14 protein-coding genes and 1 pseudogene are annotated in these 16,763 nt (G+C 65.9%); 4 read left to right on the plus strand and 11 right to left on the minus strand.

Annotation, left to right across the window (positions count from 1 at the left end; translation table 11 throughout):
• Positions 1–4: 4 nt before the first annotated feature.
• From aroA to glgA, 6 genes are all read right to left on the minus strand, one after another.
• Positions 5–1,333, minus strand: coding sequence for a 3-phosphoshikimate 1-carboxyvinyltransferase (aroA, locus tag B2828_RS05905; RefSeq protein WP_479632774.1), 1,329 nt, complete (start codon positions 1,331–1,333; stop codon positions 5–7).
• A gap of 5 nt (positions 1,334–1,338) precedes the next feature.
• Positions 1,339–2,202 carry a prephenate dehydrogenase gene (locus B2828_RS05910; RefSeq protein WP_479632775.1) on the minus strand — a complete coding sequence of 288 codons (864 nt, stop codon included), beginning with the start codon at positions 2,200–2,202 and terminating at the stop codon, positions 1,339–1,341.
• A 101-nt stretch (positions 2,203–2,303) separates the two neighbouring features.
• Positions 2,304–2,666, minus strand: coding sequence for a hypothetical protein (locus B2828_RS05915; protein WP_479632776.1), 363 nt, complete (start codon positions 2,664–2,666; stop codon positions 2,304–2,306).
• 45 nt (positions 2,667–2,711) lie between these two features.
• Positions 2,712–3,599 (minus strand): alpha/beta hydrolase, encoded by an 888-nt coding sequence (locus B2828_RS05920; protein ID WP_479632777.1) that lies wholly within the window; start codon positions 3,597–3,599, stop codon positions 2,712–2,714.
• 17 nt (positions 3,600–3,616) lie between these two features.
• A complete protein-coding gene (locus B2828_RS05925; RefSeq protein ID WP_479632778.1) occupies positions 3,617–4,441 on the minus strand; it encodes an alpha/beta hydrolase in 825 nt (274 codons plus the stop codon).
• Positions 4,442–4,452: 11 nt separating this feature from the next.
• Positions 4,453–5,649 (minus strand): glycogen synthase, encoded by a 1,197-nt coding sequence (glgA, locus tag B2828_RS05930; RefSeq protein ID WP_479632779.1) that lies wholly within the window; start codon positions 5,647–5,649, stop codon positions 4,453–4,455.
• A 192-nt stretch (positions 5,650–5,841) separates the two neighbouring features.
• On the opposite strand from glgA, the gene B2828_RS05935 reads away from it, so the two are divergent.
• Complete coding sequence (locus B2828_RS05935) at positions 5,842–6,351, plus strand: YciE/YciF ferroxidase family protein (protein ID WP_479632780.1); 510 nt, start codon at positions 5,842–5,844, stop codon at positions 6,349–6,351.
• A 298-nt stretch (positions 6,352–6,649) separates the two neighbouring features.
• On the opposite strand, the gene B2828_RS05940 is transcribed toward B2828_RS05935, so the two are convergent.
• Positions 6,650–9,106: a glycoside hydrolase family 94 protein gene (locus tag B2828_RS05940; protein ID WP_479632781.1), complete on the minus strand. Its 2,457-nt coding sequence runs from the start codon at positions 9,104–9,106 to the stop codon at positions 6,650–6,652.
• Positions 9,107–9,129: 23 nt separating this feature from the next.
• Positions 9,130–10,251 carry a GntR family transcriptional regulator gene (locus B2828_RS05945; protein WP_479632782.1) on the minus strand — a complete coding sequence of 374 codons (1,122 nt, stop codon included), beginning with the start codon at positions 10,249–10,251 and terminating at the stop codon, positions 9,130–9,132.
• 229 nt (positions 10,252–10,480) lie between these two features.
• Between B2828_RS05945 and B2828_RS05950 the strand changes: the two genes are divergently transcribed.
• From B2828_RS05950 to B2828_RS05960, 3 genes are read left to right on the plus strand one after another with little or no spacing between them, the layout of a single operon-like run.
• Entirely contained in the window at positions 10,481–11,431 is a 951-nt protein-coding gene (locus B2828_RS05950) for a thiamine pyrophosphate-dependent dehydrogenase E1 component subunit alpha (RefSeq protein WP_479632783.1), read from the plus strand.
• A gap of 19 nt (positions 11,432–11,450) precedes the next feature.
• A complete protein-coding gene (locus B2828_RS05955; protein WP_479632784.1) occupies positions 11,451–12,413 on the plus strand; it encodes an alpha-ketoacid dehydrogenase subunit beta in 963 nt (320 codons plus the stop codon).
• Between the two features lie 39 nt (positions 12,414–12,452).
• Entirely contained in the window at positions 12,453–13,670 is a 1,218-nt protein-coding gene (locus B2828_RS05960; protein ID WP_479632785.1) for a dihydrolipoamide acetyltransferase family protein, read from the plus strand.
• Between the two features lie 171 nt (positions 13,671–13,841).
• Here B2828_RS05960 and B2828_RS05965 read toward each other — a convergent pair whose 3' ends face one another.
• From B2828_RS05965 to B2828_RS05975, 3 genes and pseudogenes are all read right to left on the minus strand, one after another.
• Positions 13,842–14,570, minus strand: a complete 729-nt coding sequence (locus B2828_RS05965) for a tetratricopeptide repeat protein (RefSeq protein ID WP_479632786.1) — start codon at positions 14,568–14,570, stop codon at positions 13,842–13,844.
• On the minus strand, positions 14,563–16,446 hold the full coding sequence (locus B2828_RS05970; protein WP_479632787.1) for a BatD family protein: 1,884 nt from the start codon (positions 16,444–16,446) through the stop codon (positions 14,563–14,565). The genes B2828_RS05965 and B2828_RS05970 overlap by 8 nt, the downstream gene beginning before the upstream one ends.
• Positions 16,446–16,763: pseudogene (locus tag B2828_RS05975) on the minus strand (hypothetical protein); the annotation flags it as partial. The gene B2828_RS05970 and the pseudogene B2828_RS05975, both read right to left, overlap by 1 nt.

The raw sequence follows: 16,763 nt of genomic DNA on the forward strand, positions 1-16,763 counted from the left end.
GCCCCTATTTCGGCAACGCGCCGACGACGGGGATCTGCGGTTCGGAGGGGGAGGTGAGGCGCCCGAGGGTCTCGTAAAAGGTGGGGTAGGAGGTGGCCACGCACTCGATGCCGTCGATGACGGTCTCGCCCTCGGCAAAGAGGCCCGCGATGGCAAAGGCCATGGCGATGCGGTGGTCCCCGTAGCTGGAGACGCGCGCCCCTTTGAGCGGGGTGCCGCCGAAGATCTCCAGGCCGTCGTCCTTCTCGTTGACCTTGACGCCCATGGCCCGCAGGTTGGTGGCGATGGCGGCGAGGCGGTCGGTCTCTTTGACGCGCAGCTCGGCGGCGTCGGCGATGACGGTGGTCCCTTTTGCCAAGGCGGCGGCGACGGCCAGGATGGGCAGTTCGTCGATGACGTTGGGGATTTCTTTGCCGCGGATTTCGGTGCCTTTGAGTTCCGAGCCTTCGATTTCGACGGTGCCGTAGGGCTCGCCTTCTTCGATTTCGACGATTTCGCGAACATGCGCGCCCATCCGGACGAGCACGGCGAGGATGCCGGTGCGGGTTTCGTTAAGGCCGACGTCGGTGACGAGCAGGTGGCTGCCGGGCTGGGCGGCGGCGGCGACGAGCCAGAAGGCGGCGCTGGAGAGGTCGCCGGGGACGTGGAAGTCGCGCGATTCGGGGGTCTTGGGCCCGACGACGGTGACGGTGTGGCCCTCGATGTGCGGGGCGGCCAGGAACCACTGGAGCATCCGCTCGGTGTGGTTGCGGCTCTGCTCGGGCTCGGTGACGCTGGTGCGCCCGTGAGCGAAGAGGCCCGCGAGCAAGACGGCGCTCTTGACCTGGGCGCTGGCGACGGGGGACTGGTACTCAAGGGGCTTGATCTCGGCCGCGCCTTCGATGACGAGCGGCGGGGCGCTCTTGGGGCCCTCGGCGGTGAGCTGGGCGCCCATCTGGGTGAGCGGGTCGATGACGCGCTTCATGGGGCGGCGGGAAAGGGAAGCGTCGCCGACCATGCGGCTGCGGAAGGGCTGGGCGGCCAGGATGCCGGACATGAGGCGCATGGTGGTGCCGGAGTTGCCGCAGTCGATGTCTCTCTCTGGAGCGACAAGGTGGTGGCCCCGGCCATGGACGATGAGGGTGGTGGGGGCGGGCTCTTCGATTTCAACGCCCAGGGCGCGCATGGCGCCGACGGTGGAGCGGCAATCCTCGCTGGGCAGGAACCCGGTGACGACGCAGGTGCCGTTGGAGATCCCGGCCAGGATGACGGCGCGGTGCGAGATGCTCTTGTCCCCGGGGACGGTGATTTCGGCCCGGATGATGGGGCCTCTGTGGATGGTCCAGCGTTCCATGAGTTTTAAGGTGTCTTTCGCTTGATGTGACGGTCGCGGCCGACCTTGGCGTTGGTGAGGAATTCTTTCAGTTTCGCGTCGTTGCCGCCAGCAATATCCCGCGAGATCTCTTGGAGCCGGGCGATGAAGGCGTCGAGCTGTGCGCCGAGGACGGCTCGGTTGGTGGCGAGGATTTCGGTCCACATTTCCGGGAGGCCCGAGGCGATGCGGGTGGTGTCGCGCAGGCCGTTCCCACAGTAATCGATGGCGTCGCGGTTTTGCGCGCAGACGAAATCGACCAGGGAGGAGGCGATGAGGTGGGGCAGATGGCTGACGAGCCCGATGGCGGCGTCGTGTTCGCCGGGGGGCAGGGTGCGGATGTTGCAGCCGACGAGGCTCCAGAGGGCGGCGGCTTGCTCTTGCGCGCCGGGGGCGATGCCGGGGTGCGGGGTGAGGAGGGCGACGGTGCCCTGGAAGAGCCCCGCGCTGGCGGCGGCGAGCCCGGCCTGTTCGGACCCGGCCATGGGGTGGCTGCCGATGAAGTGGCCCCGGCCTGCTTTCTCAAAGATGGGCGCGAGGGCATCGACGACGGGGGCTTTGACGCTGCCGACGTCGGTGACGAGCGCGCCGGGCTCGATGAGCGGGGCGGCCTGCTCGGCCAGGCCGGCCATGGCTCCGATGGGGATGCAGAAGACGACGGTGTCGGCTCCTTTAAGCACGGGGCCAAGCTCGGTGGAGGCGGCGTCGCAAATGCCCGCCTGAAGCGCTTCCGCAGCCGCCGCCTCGCGCCGGGCCCAGACGGTGACGCGGCACCGGGGCGCACGGGCGCGAACGGCCAGGGCGAGCGAGGCGCCAAGGAGTCCGGGTCCCAAGATGGCGAGGTGGTTCATTGAAAAAGGTGTCTGTGATAGCCGGGGCCGATACAAAAAACAAGCCGCCCCGGTCAGGGCGGCTTGTTTCCAAAAAATCCGCTTTGTAACGTTTGAGGTTGTTAGGGAACCAGGAACGTCCTGCCGGGAGCGTATTCGTCTTTCATCTCGGTTCCCGGGGGATAACCACGGCAATCGAGGAGACCTCCCTGGGGATTGTAGGGGCTGCGCACGAAGCCGGGCCTGCCGGGTTCGGGAACTCCGTAGAGGACGTCCCGCTTTTTCGGCGCGGGTGTGGGCGTGGCCGTGGGTGCCGGAGCGGAAGCCGTGGCGGCCGTCGTGTCCGGGGCTACCGGAGCGGGCGGCACTTCAACCTGGGTTTCCTCTCTCGGGAACGGGGCCCTGTAAACCGTTGTCCGTTTGTGGGGCGCACAGGCGGCCAGAAGGGCGCAGGATAGTAGCGAGCAAAGGAGAATTCGCTTCATATAGGCAGGGGCAAGCAATAATGGATTATGGATCGGGTGACAACACTATTTCACAAAGCCCTGCTGGCGCAACCAGAAGAGGCAGTCGGCCGTCCACGGATGCAGGCCGCCCTTGCCGTCTTTGCCCAGGCCCATGCCGTGGCCGCCTTGCTGGTAGACGTGCAGGTCGAAGGGGACGCCTTTTTCCCGCAGGGCCATGGCGAAAGCGAGGGAGTTCTCGACTTTGACGCCTTTGTCTTCCCAGGTGTGCCAGATGAAGCAGGGGGGTGTTTGGGCGGTGACTTGTTTTTCGTTGGAGAGGAGCTCGACGAGGGCGGGCGAGGGGTTGTCGCCCAGGAGGTTTTTCTTGGACCCAGTGTGGGTGTTCTCTCCGAGCGTGATGACGGCGTAGCAGAGGATGCCCAGGTCGGGGCGCGAGCTGACGCGCTCGATGGGGTCGGGCGAAGCGGGGTTGCCCGCGTCGAAGTGGGTCAGGAGCGTGGAGGCAAGGTGGCCGCCCGCGGAGGAGCCGATAACGCCGATGTGGCCGGGATCGACCTGCCATTGCGCGGCGTTGGCGCGGACGGTGCGCAGGGCGCGGGCGGCGTCCTGGAGCATGACGGGGTGGCGATACCCGGCGGAGCCGAGCCGGTATTTGAGGACGAAGGCGGCGACGCCGTTGTCGGCGAACCACTGGGCGTAGCCTTCGCCCTCGTGATTGGCCAGGCCGCCGTAGGCGCCGCCGGGGCAGATGACGATGGCCGCGCCGGTGGCCTTGGCGGGGTCGGGCAGGTAGGGGGTGAGGGTCGGGATGTCCTTCGGCTCGGTGCCGAGGGCCCCGGGCGCGCCGTCTTTCCAGAGCGGGAATTCATCCTGCTTTTGCTGGGCAAAGGCGGCGACGGGAAGGAGCAGGGCGGCGACTAGACCGGCCAGGAGGGAGCGTTTGGGTTTCATGGAGGGTTCGGAGGATGCTAGGATTTTAAGAAGCCGTTTTCGCGCAGCCAGAAGAGGCAGTCGGCGGCCCACGGATGAAGGCCACCCTTACCGTCGGTGCCCAGGCCCATGCCGTGGCCACCCTTCTGGTAGACGTGGAGGTCGAAGGGGACGCCGTTGGCCCGCAGCGCGCGGGCGAAGTCGATGGAGTTCTCGACCGGCACGGCACCGTCCTCGCTGGTGTGCCAGACGAAGCAGGGGGGCGTTTGCGGGGTGACTTGCTTTTCGTTGGAGAGCAGCTCGACCAGCTCCGGGGCGGGGTTCTCGCCGAGGAGGTTGTCGCGCGAGCCGCTGTGGGTATTCCCGCCCAGGGTGATGACGGCGTAGCAGAGGATGCCGAAATCGGGGCGCGAGCTGACGCGCTCGACGAGGTCGGCGGCTTTTGGGTCGCCCGGCTCGAAGTGGGTCAGGAGCGTGGAGGCGAGGTGGCCCCCGGCGGAGGAACCCATGATGCCGATGCGCTGAGGATCGACGCCCCAGCACTCCGCTTTGGCCCGGATGGTGCGCAGGGCGCGGGCGGCGTCCTGAAGCATGACGGGGTGACGGTACCCGGCGGAGCCGAGCCGGTACTGGAGGACAAAGGCGGCGATGCCATGCTCAGCCAGCCAGAGGGCGTAGCCTTCGCCTTCATGGTCGGCGAGGCCGCCATAACCGCCGCCGGGCAGGACGACGATGGAGGCTCCGGTGGCGTGGGCGGGTTCGGGAAGGTAGGGGGTGAGCCTGGGGATGTCGGTCAGGCAGATGCCCGTGGCGCCAGGGGCGTCGTTTTCCCAGAGACGAAAGGCGGCTTGCTTGGTAACCATAAAGCTTCTTTTTATGCGCCTAACTGCTCGTAAAGGGAAGCGGTTTGACGGGCAATGGCGGCCCAGCTGAATTTTTCCTCGGCGCGGCGGCGGCCCGCTTTGCCCATGCGCTCGCGCAGGGCGGGGTCGGCCATGAGTTCGTTGACGCGGGCGGCGAGGTCGCGGGCAAACTGGTCGGGGCAGAGTGGCTCGAACGGGCTCTCTTTCATCTGTTCCAGCGGGACGAGGTAGCCGGTTTCGCCGTGGACGACGACTTCTTTAATCCCCCCGACGGCGCTGGCGACGACGGCGGTTTCGCACGCCATGGCCTCCAGGTTGATGATGCCGAAGGGTTCGTAGATGGAGGGGCAACAGAAGACGGCGGCCTGCGAGTAGAGCTGGCGAACGGTCGGCTTGGCGACCATTTCCTGGATCCAGATGACGCCCGGGCGGTGCACGGCGTCCACGGCGGCTTTCATCTCGGCGGCGATCTCCGGGGTGTCGGGCGCTCCGGCGCAGAGGACGACCTGGATCTTGGGGTCGAGGTAGCGGATGGCGTTGACCAGGTGGACGATCCCTTTCTGGCGGGTGATGCGGCCGACGAAGAGGACGAAGGGGACGTTCGGGTCGATGCCGTAGCGGATGAGTTCCCCGGTGGAGTCGGTTTTCTGGTATTCGTCGAGGTCGATGCCGTTGTAGATGATGTGGATTTTCTTCTCATCGACGTTGTAGAGCCGCAGGACGTCGGCCTTGGTCTCTTGGGAGACGGCGATGACGGCGTCGGCCATTTCGAGGGCGGTTTTTTCGACCCAGAGGGAGAAGTCGTAGCCGCCGCCGAGCTGCTCGCGCTTCCACGGGCGGAGCGGTTCGAGGGAATGGACGGTGAGGATGAGCGGGATGCCGTAGTTGAGCTTGGCCATGATGCCGCCCAGGTGGGTATACCAGGTGTGGCAGTGGACGAGGTCGGCGTCGATGCCCGCGCTGTTGAAGGAGGTGCAGCGCTCGACGGCCCCGAAGACGGATTTCAGCGGCTTGGGCTCGGTGTGGCGGGCTTCGTCGATGCCGAAGCCACGGACGCGGAGGTGGTCGAGGGTCTCGTCCTGAGAGCCAAAGCAGCGCACTTCCACGTCGAGGAGCTTGGCGAGTTCCCGGCTGAGGTAATCGACGTGAACGCCCGCGCCCCCGTAGACGTTGGGGGGGTATTCGTTGGTAAGAAGGAGTGCTTTCATAAAAGAGGGGGCCAGGGCTGGCGGTTAGGGTTTCCTTTTGGAGCTGGGTGGATTGAAGCCCGTTCGGGGGCGCGGAGGCAAGGCGCGAATTGCGCGGCGGCGTGTTCTTTTGTCCTACAGCCGGGGCGCGGCACGGGACCGTATCTGTTAGGTATAGCCCCCTCCCTGGAAACCCTTAAGCGGAATACCGGTATGGACTACGAATCTCTTCAGGACCTTTATTTTCACGAGCTCAAGGATCTCTACAGCGCCGAGAAACAGATCTTGCGGGCGCTGCCGAAGGTGGCCAAGCACGCGTCGTCGGCCTCGCTGCGCGACAGTCTGGAACAGCACCGGGAGGAGACGCGCCTGCAGGCGGAGCGGCTGGAGCAGATCTTCGAGCGCCACGGGAAGTCCACCCGCGGGGCCAAGTGCAAGGGCATGGAGGGGGTGCTGGAGGAGGTGGAGGACTGGATCATGGAGGACGCCGCGCCGGAGGTGATGGACGCGGGGATCATCGCGGGGGCGCAGCGGGTGGAGCATTACGAGATTGCCGGGTACGGCTGTGCGCGCACGTTTGCCACGCAGCTCGGCTTCGAGGAGGATGAGGTACTCCTCAACCAGACGCTGCACGAGGAGGGCGAGGTGGATAAGAAGCTGACGGCCCTCTCGGAGCGGATCAACCTGGCGGCCCACCGGGCGCAATCGCACCAGCGGGCGTAATACGATTTCTACAATCCAAGGCCAAGAAGCTCAAAAAGTTCTTGTTAAAAAGGGCCTTGGGCCTCGTTCCCAATCTTCAGATTGGGAACGTCTTCTGTCTGCGAATCTCTGATTCGTTCCGTGCGCGGATGGAATCAGAGATTCCAAGACAATGTGCGTTACGAATCTGGAGATTCGTAACGAGGGGCGCTTTGTTGTCGCGTGGGTTGAGGAGGGTGCGGAGCGTTTCCTGCCCTCCCCCTCGTGCCCGAGTTGAACTCGGGCACGCGCTTCCTCACGGCTGTAAATCCAGCTGCCGCTACCCCAGCACCGCCACGACGTTCACCTCGGCCCCCTTCGGCTGGATCGGGATCACGTTGCCGCTCACGGGCTGGCCGTTGACGCTGAGGGTCTTGATGCCCTTGGATGCGCCGTCGGGGTTTTTGACTTCGATGTGGTAGGTCGCCCCACGGAACACGCGGTCCACTTTATATCCCTTCCATGCGCGCGGGATGCACGGGTCGACCACGAGCCCCTGGGGCCCGGGCCGCACGCCCAGGATGTATTGCGAAATTGCCACGAAACACCATGCCGCCGTGCCCGTCAGCCAGGAGTTCTTGCCCTCGCCCGGGGTCAGCGCGTCGCGCCCGGCGGTCATTTGGTTGTAGACGTAGGGCTCGCAGCGGAAGGTGTCGATCTGCTCTTCCTTGCCGCTCGGGCAGACGCTCATGTAATACTCGAAGGCCTTGTCGCCCCGGCCCACGATCGCCTCGGCAACCTGGATCCACGTATTGTTGTGCGTGAAGATGCCCGCGTTCTCCTTGTACCCCGGAGGGTAGCTGCTGATTTCGCCCAGGCGCGGCTGGTAGGTGGAGTAGGCCGGTTGCTGGAGAATGATGCCGTTGGGCGTGGCGAGGCGCTCTGCCACGGAGTCGAGTGCCGCCAGCGCATGGCCGTTCTCCAGGCCCACGCCGCCGAGCACGCCCCAGCCCTGGCTTTCGATGAAAATCTGCCCCTCGTCGTTCTTGGCCGAGCCGATTGCTTCTCCAAAGGCGTCGTAGGCGCGCAGGAACCATTTCCCGTCCCAGCCGTGCGCTTCGATGACCTCCTGCATCGCCTTGCGCCGGGCCAGCGACTCGGCGGCTTTATCCGCCTGGCCGATCTGCTGGTAAATCCCCGCCATGCTCTCCGTGGCCGCGCAGAAAAGCCCCGCGATCATCACCGACTCCGCCACGCGCGCCGCCGCGCCGGAGACGTCGCCCGCGAGCTGGAAGCTCTCGCCCGGCGTCGTCGAGTGGCAGTTGAGGTTAAGGCAGTCGTTCCAATCGGCGTGGCCAATGAGCGGCAGCCCGTGCGGCCCGTGCTCCCGGAGCGTGTAGGCGATGGAGACCTCCAGGTGGTCGAGTAGCGTCGCGCTGTCCTGGTTGTCCTTATCTGCATATCCGATCTTTTCGGATAATATCGCGGTGTCGCCCGTTTCGTTGAGGTAGGCGGCCACGGCCAGCGGCAGCCAGAGCGGATCGTCGTTGAAGCCGCTGCCCAGCGCTGTGTTCCCTTTCTTCGTCAGCGGCTGGTACTGGTGATAGCACGAGCCGTCGGCGCATTGGGTCGCCGCGAGGTCCAGGAGCCGTTCGCGGGCGCGTTCCGGCTGGATGTGGACGACGCCCAGCAGGTCCTGGTTGCTGTCGCGGTAGCCCATGCCGCGCCCGATGCCGCTTTCGTAGAAGGATGCCGAGCGCGAGAGGTTGAGGGTCGTCATGCACTGGTACTGGTTCCAGATGTTGACCATGCGCGAGACGTGCGGGTTGTCGATTTCGACGTGGTAGATGGAGAGGAGCCGGTCCCAGTGGGCCTTGAGCTTTGCGAAGGCTTCGTCCACTGCTTCTGAGGTGCCGAGGCGTTCGGCGACTTTGCGGAAGGGGGCTTTATTGGCCACGCCGGGGGCGGAGAATTTCTCCTCGTGCGGGTTCTCGGCCACGCCGAGGAGGAAGTGGAAACGCTTTTCGCCGCCGGGGGCGAGGGTGAGGTCGATCTGCTGCGCCGCCACCGGGGCCCAGCCGAGCGTGACTTCGCTGGAGCATTTGCCCGCCAGCACCGCGCGGGGAGCCTCAAGCCCCTCGTGCACGCCCACGAAGCGGTCGCGGCTCACTTCAAACCCGCTCGCCTGCGTTCCGAAGAGCGAGAAATAGGCAAAGTGATCCCGGCGCTCGCGGTATTCGGTAACGTGGAATACCGTGTTGGCCTCCACCTCAAGCTGCCCGGTGGAGAAATTGCGCTGGAAGTTGGACTGGTCGTCCATCGCGTCCCACAGGCACCACTCCACGAAGCCCCAGAGGCTCACCGATTTTTCCACTGCGCCCAGGTTGCGCACCCGCACATCCCACACCTCGGCCTTTTCGCCGACCGGGATAAAATAGCGCACGCTGACCTCCAGGCCGTTCTTTTCGCCCGTGATGATGCTGTAGCCCATGCCGTGGCGGCACTCGTAGCGGTCCAGCGCCGTGCGGGTGGGCTTCCAGCCGGGGTTCCAGACGGTATCGCCGTCCTTTACATAGAGGTAGCGCCCGTTGGAATCGAGCGGGACGTTGTTATAGCGGTAGCGCGTCAGGCGGCGCAGCCGGGCATCGCGGTCGAAACAGTAGCCGCCCGCCGTGTTGGAGATGATGCCAAAGAACTCCTCACAGCCGAGGTAGTTGATCCACGGCAACGGCGTCGCCGGGTTGGTAATGAGGTATTCGCGTTGCGCGTCGTCGAAGTGTCCGTAGGGATTTTGCATGGGAGTGGATGGGGAAAAAAGGGTTATTCGCTGGCGAGGTCGATCTCCGGCAGCCGGGCGCGGAGGGCTTCGTCAACGCGGCCCGCCCCGCCGCAGGTCGAGCGCACGAGCAGGATGGGCCGGGGCGTCCGGTCGCATTGACGCGGCTGCGGCCCGGCCAGGCCGAGGGCGCTTTGCAGGAGCCCGTGGGCGATGAAGTCGAAATCCTGGTGAATCGTCGAAAGCGGCGGATCGCTGAACCGGCTCGCTTCGGTGTCGTTGTAGCCGACGATGCGGTAATCCTCCGGCGCGCCGAGGCCCAGCTTGTGCATGGCCGTCATGAAGCGCAGCGCGTGCTCGTCATCGTAGGCCACCACGGCCAGGTGCCCGCGAAATTCCCGCCAGCGTTCCGCCAGTTCGTCCATGGCCGGAGCGCCGGGGCCTGCCAGACCGCAGAGGCGCGGAAGGTTCTCGCGGGCCGTGAAGTGGTGATAGGCCGCCAGGCGGTACTGGAGCACGGCGTCGTGGGGCGAATCCGGCCCCAGGTAGGCGATGCGCGTTTCGCCGAGGCCCTGGAAATAGCGGCAAACTTCCTCCACCGCCCCCGTCGTGCTGGCCTCGAAAAGCTCTGGCTGAATGTAGCAATGCCGCTCCAGGCCGGGGATCAAAAGCGCCAGGCTGATCGGCAACGGGCTGCGCCCCACCAGCGCCCGGACCGCCTCGCTCTGTTCGTGCGGGAACCAGGGGAGCGTCAAGGCCGTGCAGCCCTCCTGCTGAAACCGGAGCGCCTGGGCCAGCGCGTCGCCCGCCAAGTCGCGCACCCAGCCGGAGCGGATCTCCAGATCGGCGCTGCCTCCCGCCTCGGCGATGGCCTGGAGGAGCCGCGAGGCATAGGCGTTGCCCTCCTTGTAAACCAGCACCCCCACCGGCCCCATACCGGGCCGGGCCGCCTCGGCATTGCGGGCCACAAACGTCCCGCTGCCGGGCCGTCGGGCGATCCATCCGTCGTTGGTAAGCTGCTTGAGCGCCCGGCGTACCGTCAAAAAATTGCAGCCATACATCGAGGCCAATTCCCGCTCCGCAGGCAGCTTTGCCCCCACCGGCAGGCCGCGGATGAGCTGCCGCACCTCGGCTTCGACATGTTGATGTTTTAAGAGTGGTTTCACGGGGTAGAAGGTTGCGGCGGATTATAGCAACCGCTTTAATCGAGCGTCAAGTTATTCACCGCCGATCCGATGATCAAGGAAAACCTGAGCGAACGGCAGGGATTGCCTCGGTAGAAAGAACGATTGCGTGCGGCTCCATAACGTCGTTAAACTCCGCCTCATGCCTGACAATGCACTTTGTTCCGCACCAGCGGCGGCGCGAGAAACCTTTGTCCAAGCTTACCGTTGGATGCTTCTCGCCCGTGTTTTGGAGGAGAAGCTGGCAAGTCTGTACCGAGCTGGAAAGATCAATGGAGGGGTATTCCTGGGCAAAGGACAGGAAGCCTTGAGCGCGTCGCTGGGCATGTCGCTGCGAAAAGGAGACATTTTTGCCCCCCTCATCCGCGACCAGGCGGGCCGGCTCGCCTTCGGGGAGGATATCCTGGAAGCGGTCCGCACCTATATGGGCTCCGCCCTGGGGCCCATGCGAGGCCGCGAGGGGAACGTCCACCGGGGTCGCCCCAAGGACGGCTACTATGCCATGATCAGCCACCTGGGAGCCATGATCTCTGTCGTCTGCGGCGGCCTCATCGCCCGGCGTTTCAAGGGCGAAAAGGGCGTTGTGGGGGCCACGTGCATCGGCGACGGCGGCACCTCCACGGGAGCCTTCCACGAGGCCCTCAACCTCGCCGCCGTGGAGAAGCTCCCGCTCGTCCTCTTGATCGCCAACAACCAATTTGCCTACTCCACCCCGAACGACCGCGAATTTGCCTGCCATGACCTGGTGGACCGCGCCATCGGCTATGGCGTGGAAGGCCACAAAGTCGACGCCACCGACCTCGACGCCTGCCTTGACGTCGTGGGCCGCGCCGTCGCCCGAGCCCGCGAGGGGCATGGGCCGCAGATGGTCGTCGCCAGCCTGCTGCGCCTCTCCGGTCACGGCGAACACGACGACGCCAGCTACATCCCCGAGGCGCTGAAAGCCGCGCACCTTGGCCAGGACTGCCTGAAAACCGCCGAGTGCACCCTGTTGGACCGGAAGTGGATCTCGCCCGAGGAGCTGGCGGAGCTGACGGGCTCCATCCAGCAGCAGGTCGAGGAGGCCATTGCCACCGTCCAGCGCGAACCTGCTCCGGACCCCGCGACCGAAACGTGGTGCGCGCTCGCCACCCCCGGCTTGGACGACACCTTTTGCGCCTAAAAAAAGATCAGTTTTTTTCATGATTACCTACCTCGAAGCCATTCGCGAAGCCCAGGCCAAGGCGCTCACGGACGATCCCCGTGTGTATATTTACGGCCAGGACGTCGGCCGGTTTGGCGGCGCGTTTAAAGCCACCAAGAACCTCGCCCACGAATTCCCGGGCCGGGTCCTTGACGCCCCCATCAGCGAGGACGCCATGGTCGGTTCCGCCATCGGAGCCGCCATCGAAGGCATGCGCCCCATCGTGGAAATCCAGTACGCGGATTTCTCCACGCCCGGCTTTAACCAGATCGTCAACCACGCCGCCTCCCTCTACTGGCGCACGCGGGTCCCGTGCCCCATCACCGTCCGGCTTCCCTCCGGCGGCACCGCCGGTTCCGGGCCCTTCCATAGCCAGAGCATGGAGGGGGTCTACGCCCAGTACCCGGGCTTGGTCATCCTGACGCCCGCCACCGTCGAGGACGCCTACTCCATGCTGCTCGAAGCCGTCGCCATCGACGACCCCGTCCTCTTCTGCGAGCACAAATACCTCTACTACCACCTTAAAGCCGAGGGGCTGCCCACCGAGGCGCTCCCCGTCGGCAAAGCCCGCATCGCGCGGCCCGGGCGCGACGTCACCGTCGTCACCTACAGCGCCATGGTCCACGAGGCCCTGGCCGCCGCCGAGGAACTCTCGGGCGAAGGCTACGAAGTGGAGGTCGTTGACCTGCGCTCCATCAAGCCCATCGACACCGACACCGTGCTCGCCAGTGTCGCCCGCACCGGGCGGCTCCTGGCCGTCGGCGAAGCATGGCCGTGGGGCGGCGTCACCGCCGAAGTCGTGGCCCGCGTGGCCAGCGAAGGGCTCGCCCTCCTGGACGCCCCGCCCCGCCGCCTCAACGCCAAAAACACCCCCATTCCCTTCCATCCCAATCTTTGGGGCACTCACCGCCCCACCGCTCCCACCGTGGCCCGCGCCCTGCGCGATCTGCTGCGGCTGTAGCTCTCCCCCCCAACCCGAGCGAAACTTCATTTCATCCCGATGCCGCAAATTCCCATCATCATGCCACAACTCGGCGAATCCATCGCCGAGGCCACCATCGTCAACGTTGCCGTGCAGGTCGGCGACCAGGTCGAGGCCGACCAGGACGTTATCGAAGTGGAAACCAACAAAGCCGTCATGAGCGTCACGACGCCGTGCCCTGGCCGCGTGAGCTGCATCCTGGTAGAGAACGGCCAGAGCTATGCCGTGGGGTCCACCCTCGGCTACCTGGAGGCCACCGTCGAGGATGCCAAGCGCCACGGCCTGGACGTCCCCCCGCCCGAGACCGAAGAAACCCCGGCCCCGGCCGAGGCGCCGCTCGACGGCCAGCCCGCCAAGGCTGCCGAACCGGCCCGGCACGCCGCCGTTCAGCCGACCGTCCACGGCCTGCCCGTCCCGGTCCACGCCACGGGGGCCAGCTACCTTTCGCCCCGCATGAAAGCGCGCATGGAGGAGCTCGGCCTCCACGCCGCCGACCTCTCCGGCATTGCGGGGAGCGGCGCGGCGGGCCGCGTCACCATCGACGACCTGGAGAAATTCTTAAGTCAGCTCGACCATCAATCGCTCACCCCGGCCTCGCCCATGCGCGTGGCCGTCGCCGACGCCATGCGCCGCAGCGCCACCCGGCCGATTGCCACCGTGGGCCGCCCGCTCAACGTCGAGCCCATCCTGAGCCACCGCAAAACGCGCGACCCGAAACCCGGTCCCGCCCTCTACCTGCTGCGCGCGCTCGGCATCGCCCTGTCCGAAAACAGCGCCCCTGCGGGCCGCCTTATCGGCGAACGGATCGTCCACCCGGCCTCCATCGACATCGGTTTTGCTGTTGAGGCTGAGGATGGCGTGCTCGTTCCGGTCATCCGCAACGTCGCCGCCCGCAAGCTCGCGGAAATGGTGGGCGAATACAACGAACTCGTGGCCCAGGCCCGGCAGCGGCGCATCCCGCCGAGCGCCAACGGCGGCTCGGTCGCCACCGTCACGAACTTTGGCAATTTCGGCCTCATGTGGGCCACGCCGATCCCGTTGCCAGAGCAAACGCTCGTTCTGGGCCTAAGCTCCGCGCGGATCGTCCCGAACTGGAACCCCGAAACAAAGACCTTCGAGCCGCTCAAAGAAGCCGGGATGACGCTCAGCTTCGATCACCGCGTGCTGGACGGCGGGGCGGCGGGTCGCCTGCTAAGCCGCATCGCCGAACTGCTCGCGCAGCCGGAAACGCTGTAGGGTATTTTGTTAGCCGCAAAAAGTGCAGCCAGCCAGCGCCCTTTCATGGCGCAAACCGATGGGTGCCATCATTTCCCAGGGTGTTGCCCTAGGCTATAGAGCCTTCACCCTTTTAGGGTGATCCACGCAGAGGATCTTTGTGCCTTTTTGCGGCTATTTCTGCATTTAGCGTCAGTTAATCCGGACCGGCGCGGCGGCATCGAGGGCGATCCAGCCGGTCGAGGCGTCCGGGAGCCGCACGTGGACCCACGCGCCGCGTTCTTGCAGGAGCCGCAGGTGGCTGCCCAGCGGCAGCGTGAGCTGGAGCGGCGAACCGTCGGCGGGAGCCGTCCGGGCCGGGGCGGAGTCGGCGGTGACAATCCAGAGATCGCCCCGCGTACCGTTCCACGCCGCCACCGCCGCGCCCCAGACGAGCGCGAGCGTGCAAAAAACCGCCGGAGCCAGCGCCACTTCGCGCTTCCAAAGCCTCGGCGCGAAGCTCAGCAAGAGCCCCCAGAACCCCGCCGCCGCGAGCCATGTGGCCCATTGCGGCGAAGGCCACGCAAACGCCTGCGCGTACCATGGCCGGGCCGGGAGCTTGGCCCCGGTCTCCTGCCGCAAGAAGCGCAGATTGGCTGCCGCCTCGGGGTGGCCCGGGTCGAGGGCCAGCGCCCGTTCGTAGGCCAGGCAGGCCGCCTTTTTGTCGCCCAGGCGGAAGGCCGCGTTGCCGAGGTTGTAGAAAACATTGGCCCGCCGCTCGCCCGCGTCGACGAGGGCTTCGTAACCGGCGCGTGCTCCCTTAAAGTCGCCCTGGTCGTAGCGGCGGTTGGCTTCGTCAAAAGTGGTGGAGGAGGGCCCGGCGAAAAGGGCCCCGGCGGTGCTCAGGCCGATCAGGAATGAAAGGAGAAACGCTCTAAACATGGCAGGTTTCAAAGGCTTCGAGGATTTGCAGTACTTGCCCGCGCTGATCGGGCGCGATGGGCGCGGCGGCCCCGCTCCCGGCGTAGCGCAGCTCGTCGTGCGCGGCGAAGATCCGGCGCACCCCCTCGGCGGTTTCGCAATCGAGATCGCGGCTTGCGCAGGCCAGCTCGGCGTCGATCGTGGCCGGTTCGAGCGCCTCGGGCAGCCGGGCCAGGGCGGTTTCAACCTGGATGACGCGGATGGCCGCGTCGAAAAACTCCGGTGCCGCCACGCCCTCGCGGCGGATGAGGGCTTGGGCTTTTTCCTTTTCATGGCGCAGGCGCGCGGTCTTTTGGCGCAGGCCGTCGCCGTTGCGAGCGCGCCGCCATTGCCAGCCGCCGAAGGCCACGAACGCCAGCGCGGCGGCTCCCTGGGAGAGCCAGAAGAGGCGCGTTTGCCAGACGGGTGCAAAGCCGCTTGCGGACAGGTGCCCGAGGTCGGTGCGCAGGTACTGGATGTCGCGCGGGGCCGGGGTGGGCGTCGGCGCGGCGGCGGGCTGGTCCGGGGTCGCCGCGGCGGCCGCCGTCACGGGCGAGGGCGGCGGAAGAGCTCCCTCGACGTTCACTGTGATGGGAGCGGCTTTGAGGGTTTCGTACTTTTCGGAGGAGGGATTGAAAAAGCTGAAGGTCACCGGTGGCAGCTCGGCTTGTTTTTCCTCCGGGATGAGCGCCGCCTCGAAGGTCTTGGTCCCCGAGATGCCGACGGCGTCGTCCTGCTGGAACTTGCCGCTGGGCGGGTAGGCGCGCCAGCCGGGCACGTCGGCGATGGCCGGGGCGTTCATCCGGTCAAAGCTGCCGATGCCTTTGACCGCCGCCGTGAGGGTCACGGGGTCGCCCGCCTTGACGCGGGTGGGGGCGGCCTTGGTCTCCAGCGTGAACTGCCCGATGGCTCCGGAGAAATCAGCCGGTTTCCCCACCGTCGGCAGCGGCTTGATCTCCATTTCCACCGCGCCGGGCCGGATCGTCACCTGCTGCTGCACGTTAAAGGCTTGGTTGAAGAACGGGTCGTTGAGGAAGTCGTCCAGGCCGCCGGGCATTCTGGGCCGACGCGGGCGTTTCTGTGGCAGCACGGCGATGGCGTTGATCTCCGCCGGTTCGAGCGTCAGCTTGCCCGCTTTCACGGGGGTGATGGCGAGCTTGATGACGGCCAGGATCATTTCGCGCCCGTCTTTTTCGACGTCCCTCGTCTGGAGGCGGTCCATTTTTTGCAGCGTGATGCTGAAGCCGTCGGACTTGGCGATGACCTGCTGGAGCTGGCACTGGGCCCGCTTGTCAACGTAGAGCCAGAGCTCCGCCGGGATCGCCTCGCCGACGTAAACGCTCGTCTTGGGCAGCACCCACTGGGCAAAGGCAAATTTGGCGCTCTCATCCCGCGTGTCCTGAGGCTGCGAGCCCTGGCCCGCGAGGCTGCTGCTGCCGCCGCTGCTGTTACTGCTGCTGGAGGAGGAAGAGGCGCCTCTGGCCACTTTGAGGGTCAGCGGCGAGGTGGTCACTTTTTTCCCGCTCACGTCGAGGGTGAGGGCGGGGATGGTGAAGGTCCCCTCGCGGCGCGGCACCACGATGTAGGTCATTTTGACGCTACGGGTGACGTCGAAATTGTTCATCTGGAACTGCGTTGCGAGCCCCTGGTAACGGATGTCGAGGCCGTCGACGCGCACCTGGGGGCGCTCGGCGTTTTGGGCCCCCTGGACGGTCACTTCGAGGGAAAGCTCGTCGCCCACCTCGGCCTGGTCGCTCGAAAGCGAAGCCGTGGCCGAGGGTGACGCGGCCCGGGCCACGCCGCCACACCAGAAGAGCAGGAACGCGAGTAAAACGGCGCTAAGGCAGGAAGGTTTCATCACCAATCTTTTAAGACAGGAGCGGCGCTCCTTTGTTGAATTTTGAAGGGTTGTCCATCTTCGCCTTTGAGGGAATCGAGAACGGCGCGGGCCTGGGCGGGCGTCATTTCGCCGGGTTGGGCTTGCGCTTCTTCGGCGGCCTGTTGTTCCTCCTCATGCTTGGAAGAATCGTTCGCCTTGATGTCGCCGGAAAGTTTTTTTTGTTCGTCCTGGCCGGGGGTGGGGGACGGAGCGCCCTGCGGCGGTTGTTGTTGCTGGGGTTTTTCGTCCTTTTGATCCTGCCCCTGCTGATCCTTGGACTGCTGATCTTTGGATTG

Source organism: Spartobacteria bacterium UBA695, assembly GCA_002298145.1.
In the GTDB taxonomy this organism is placed as follows: Bacteria; Verrucomicrobiota; Verrucomicrobiia; order Chthoniobacterales; family Chthoniobacteraceae; genus UBA695.

Bases quoted from the DNA above. Each gene is read 5' to 3' on its own strand.
- B2828_RS05955 (WP_479632784.1), top strand. From the start codon at position 11,451: ATGATTACCTACCTCGAAGCCATTCGCGAAGCCCAGGCCAAGGCGCTC.
- B2828_RS05915 (WP_479632776.1), bottom strand. From the start codon at position 2,666: ATGAAGCGAATTCTCCTTTGCTCGCTACTATCCTGCGCCCTTCTGGCC.
- B2828_RS05970 (WP_479632787.1), bottom strand. From the start codon at position 16,446: ATGAAACCTTCCTGCCTTAGCGCCGTTTTACTCGCGTTCCTGCTCTTC.
- B2828_RS05925 (WP_479632778.1), bottom strand. From the start codon at position 4,441: ATGGTTACCAAGCAAGCCGCCTTTCGTCTCTGGGAAAACGACGCCCCT.
- B2828_RS05960 (WP_479632785.1), top strand. From the start codon at position 12,453: ATGCCGCAAATTCCCATCATCATGCCACAACTCGGCGAATCCATCGCC.
- B2828_RS05920 (WP_479632777.1), bottom strand. From the start codon at position 3,599: ATGAAACCCAAACGCTCCCTCCTGGCCGGTCTAGTCGCCGCCCTGCTC.
- B2828_RS05910 (WP_479632775.1), bottom strand. From the start codon at position 2,202: ATGAACCACCTCGCCATCTTGGGACCCGGACTCCTTGGCGCCTCGCTC.
- glgA (WP_479632779.1), bottom strand. From the start codon at position 5,649: ATGAAAGCACTCCTTCTTACCAACGAATACCCCCCCAACGTCTACGGG.
- B2828_RS05935 (WP_479632780.1), top strand. From the start codon at position 5,842: ATGGACTACGAATCTCTTCAGGACCTTTATTTTCACGAGCTCAAGGAT.
- aroA (WP_479632774.1), bottom strand. From the start codon at position 1,333: ATGGAACGCTGGACCATCCACAGAGGCCCCATCATCCGGGCCGAAATC.
- B2828_RS05965 (WP_479632786.1), bottom strand. From the start codon at position 14,570: ATGTTTAGAGCGTTTCTCCTTTCATTCCTGATCGGCCTGAGCACCGCC.
- B2828_RS05940 (WP_479632781.1), bottom strand. From the start codon at position 9,106: ATGCAAAATCCCTACGGACACTTCGACGACGCGCAACGCGAATACCTC.
- B2828_RS05950 (WP_479632783.1), top strand. From the start codon at position 10,481: ATGCTTCTCGCCCGTGTTTTGGAGGAGAAGCTGGCAAGTCTGTACCGA.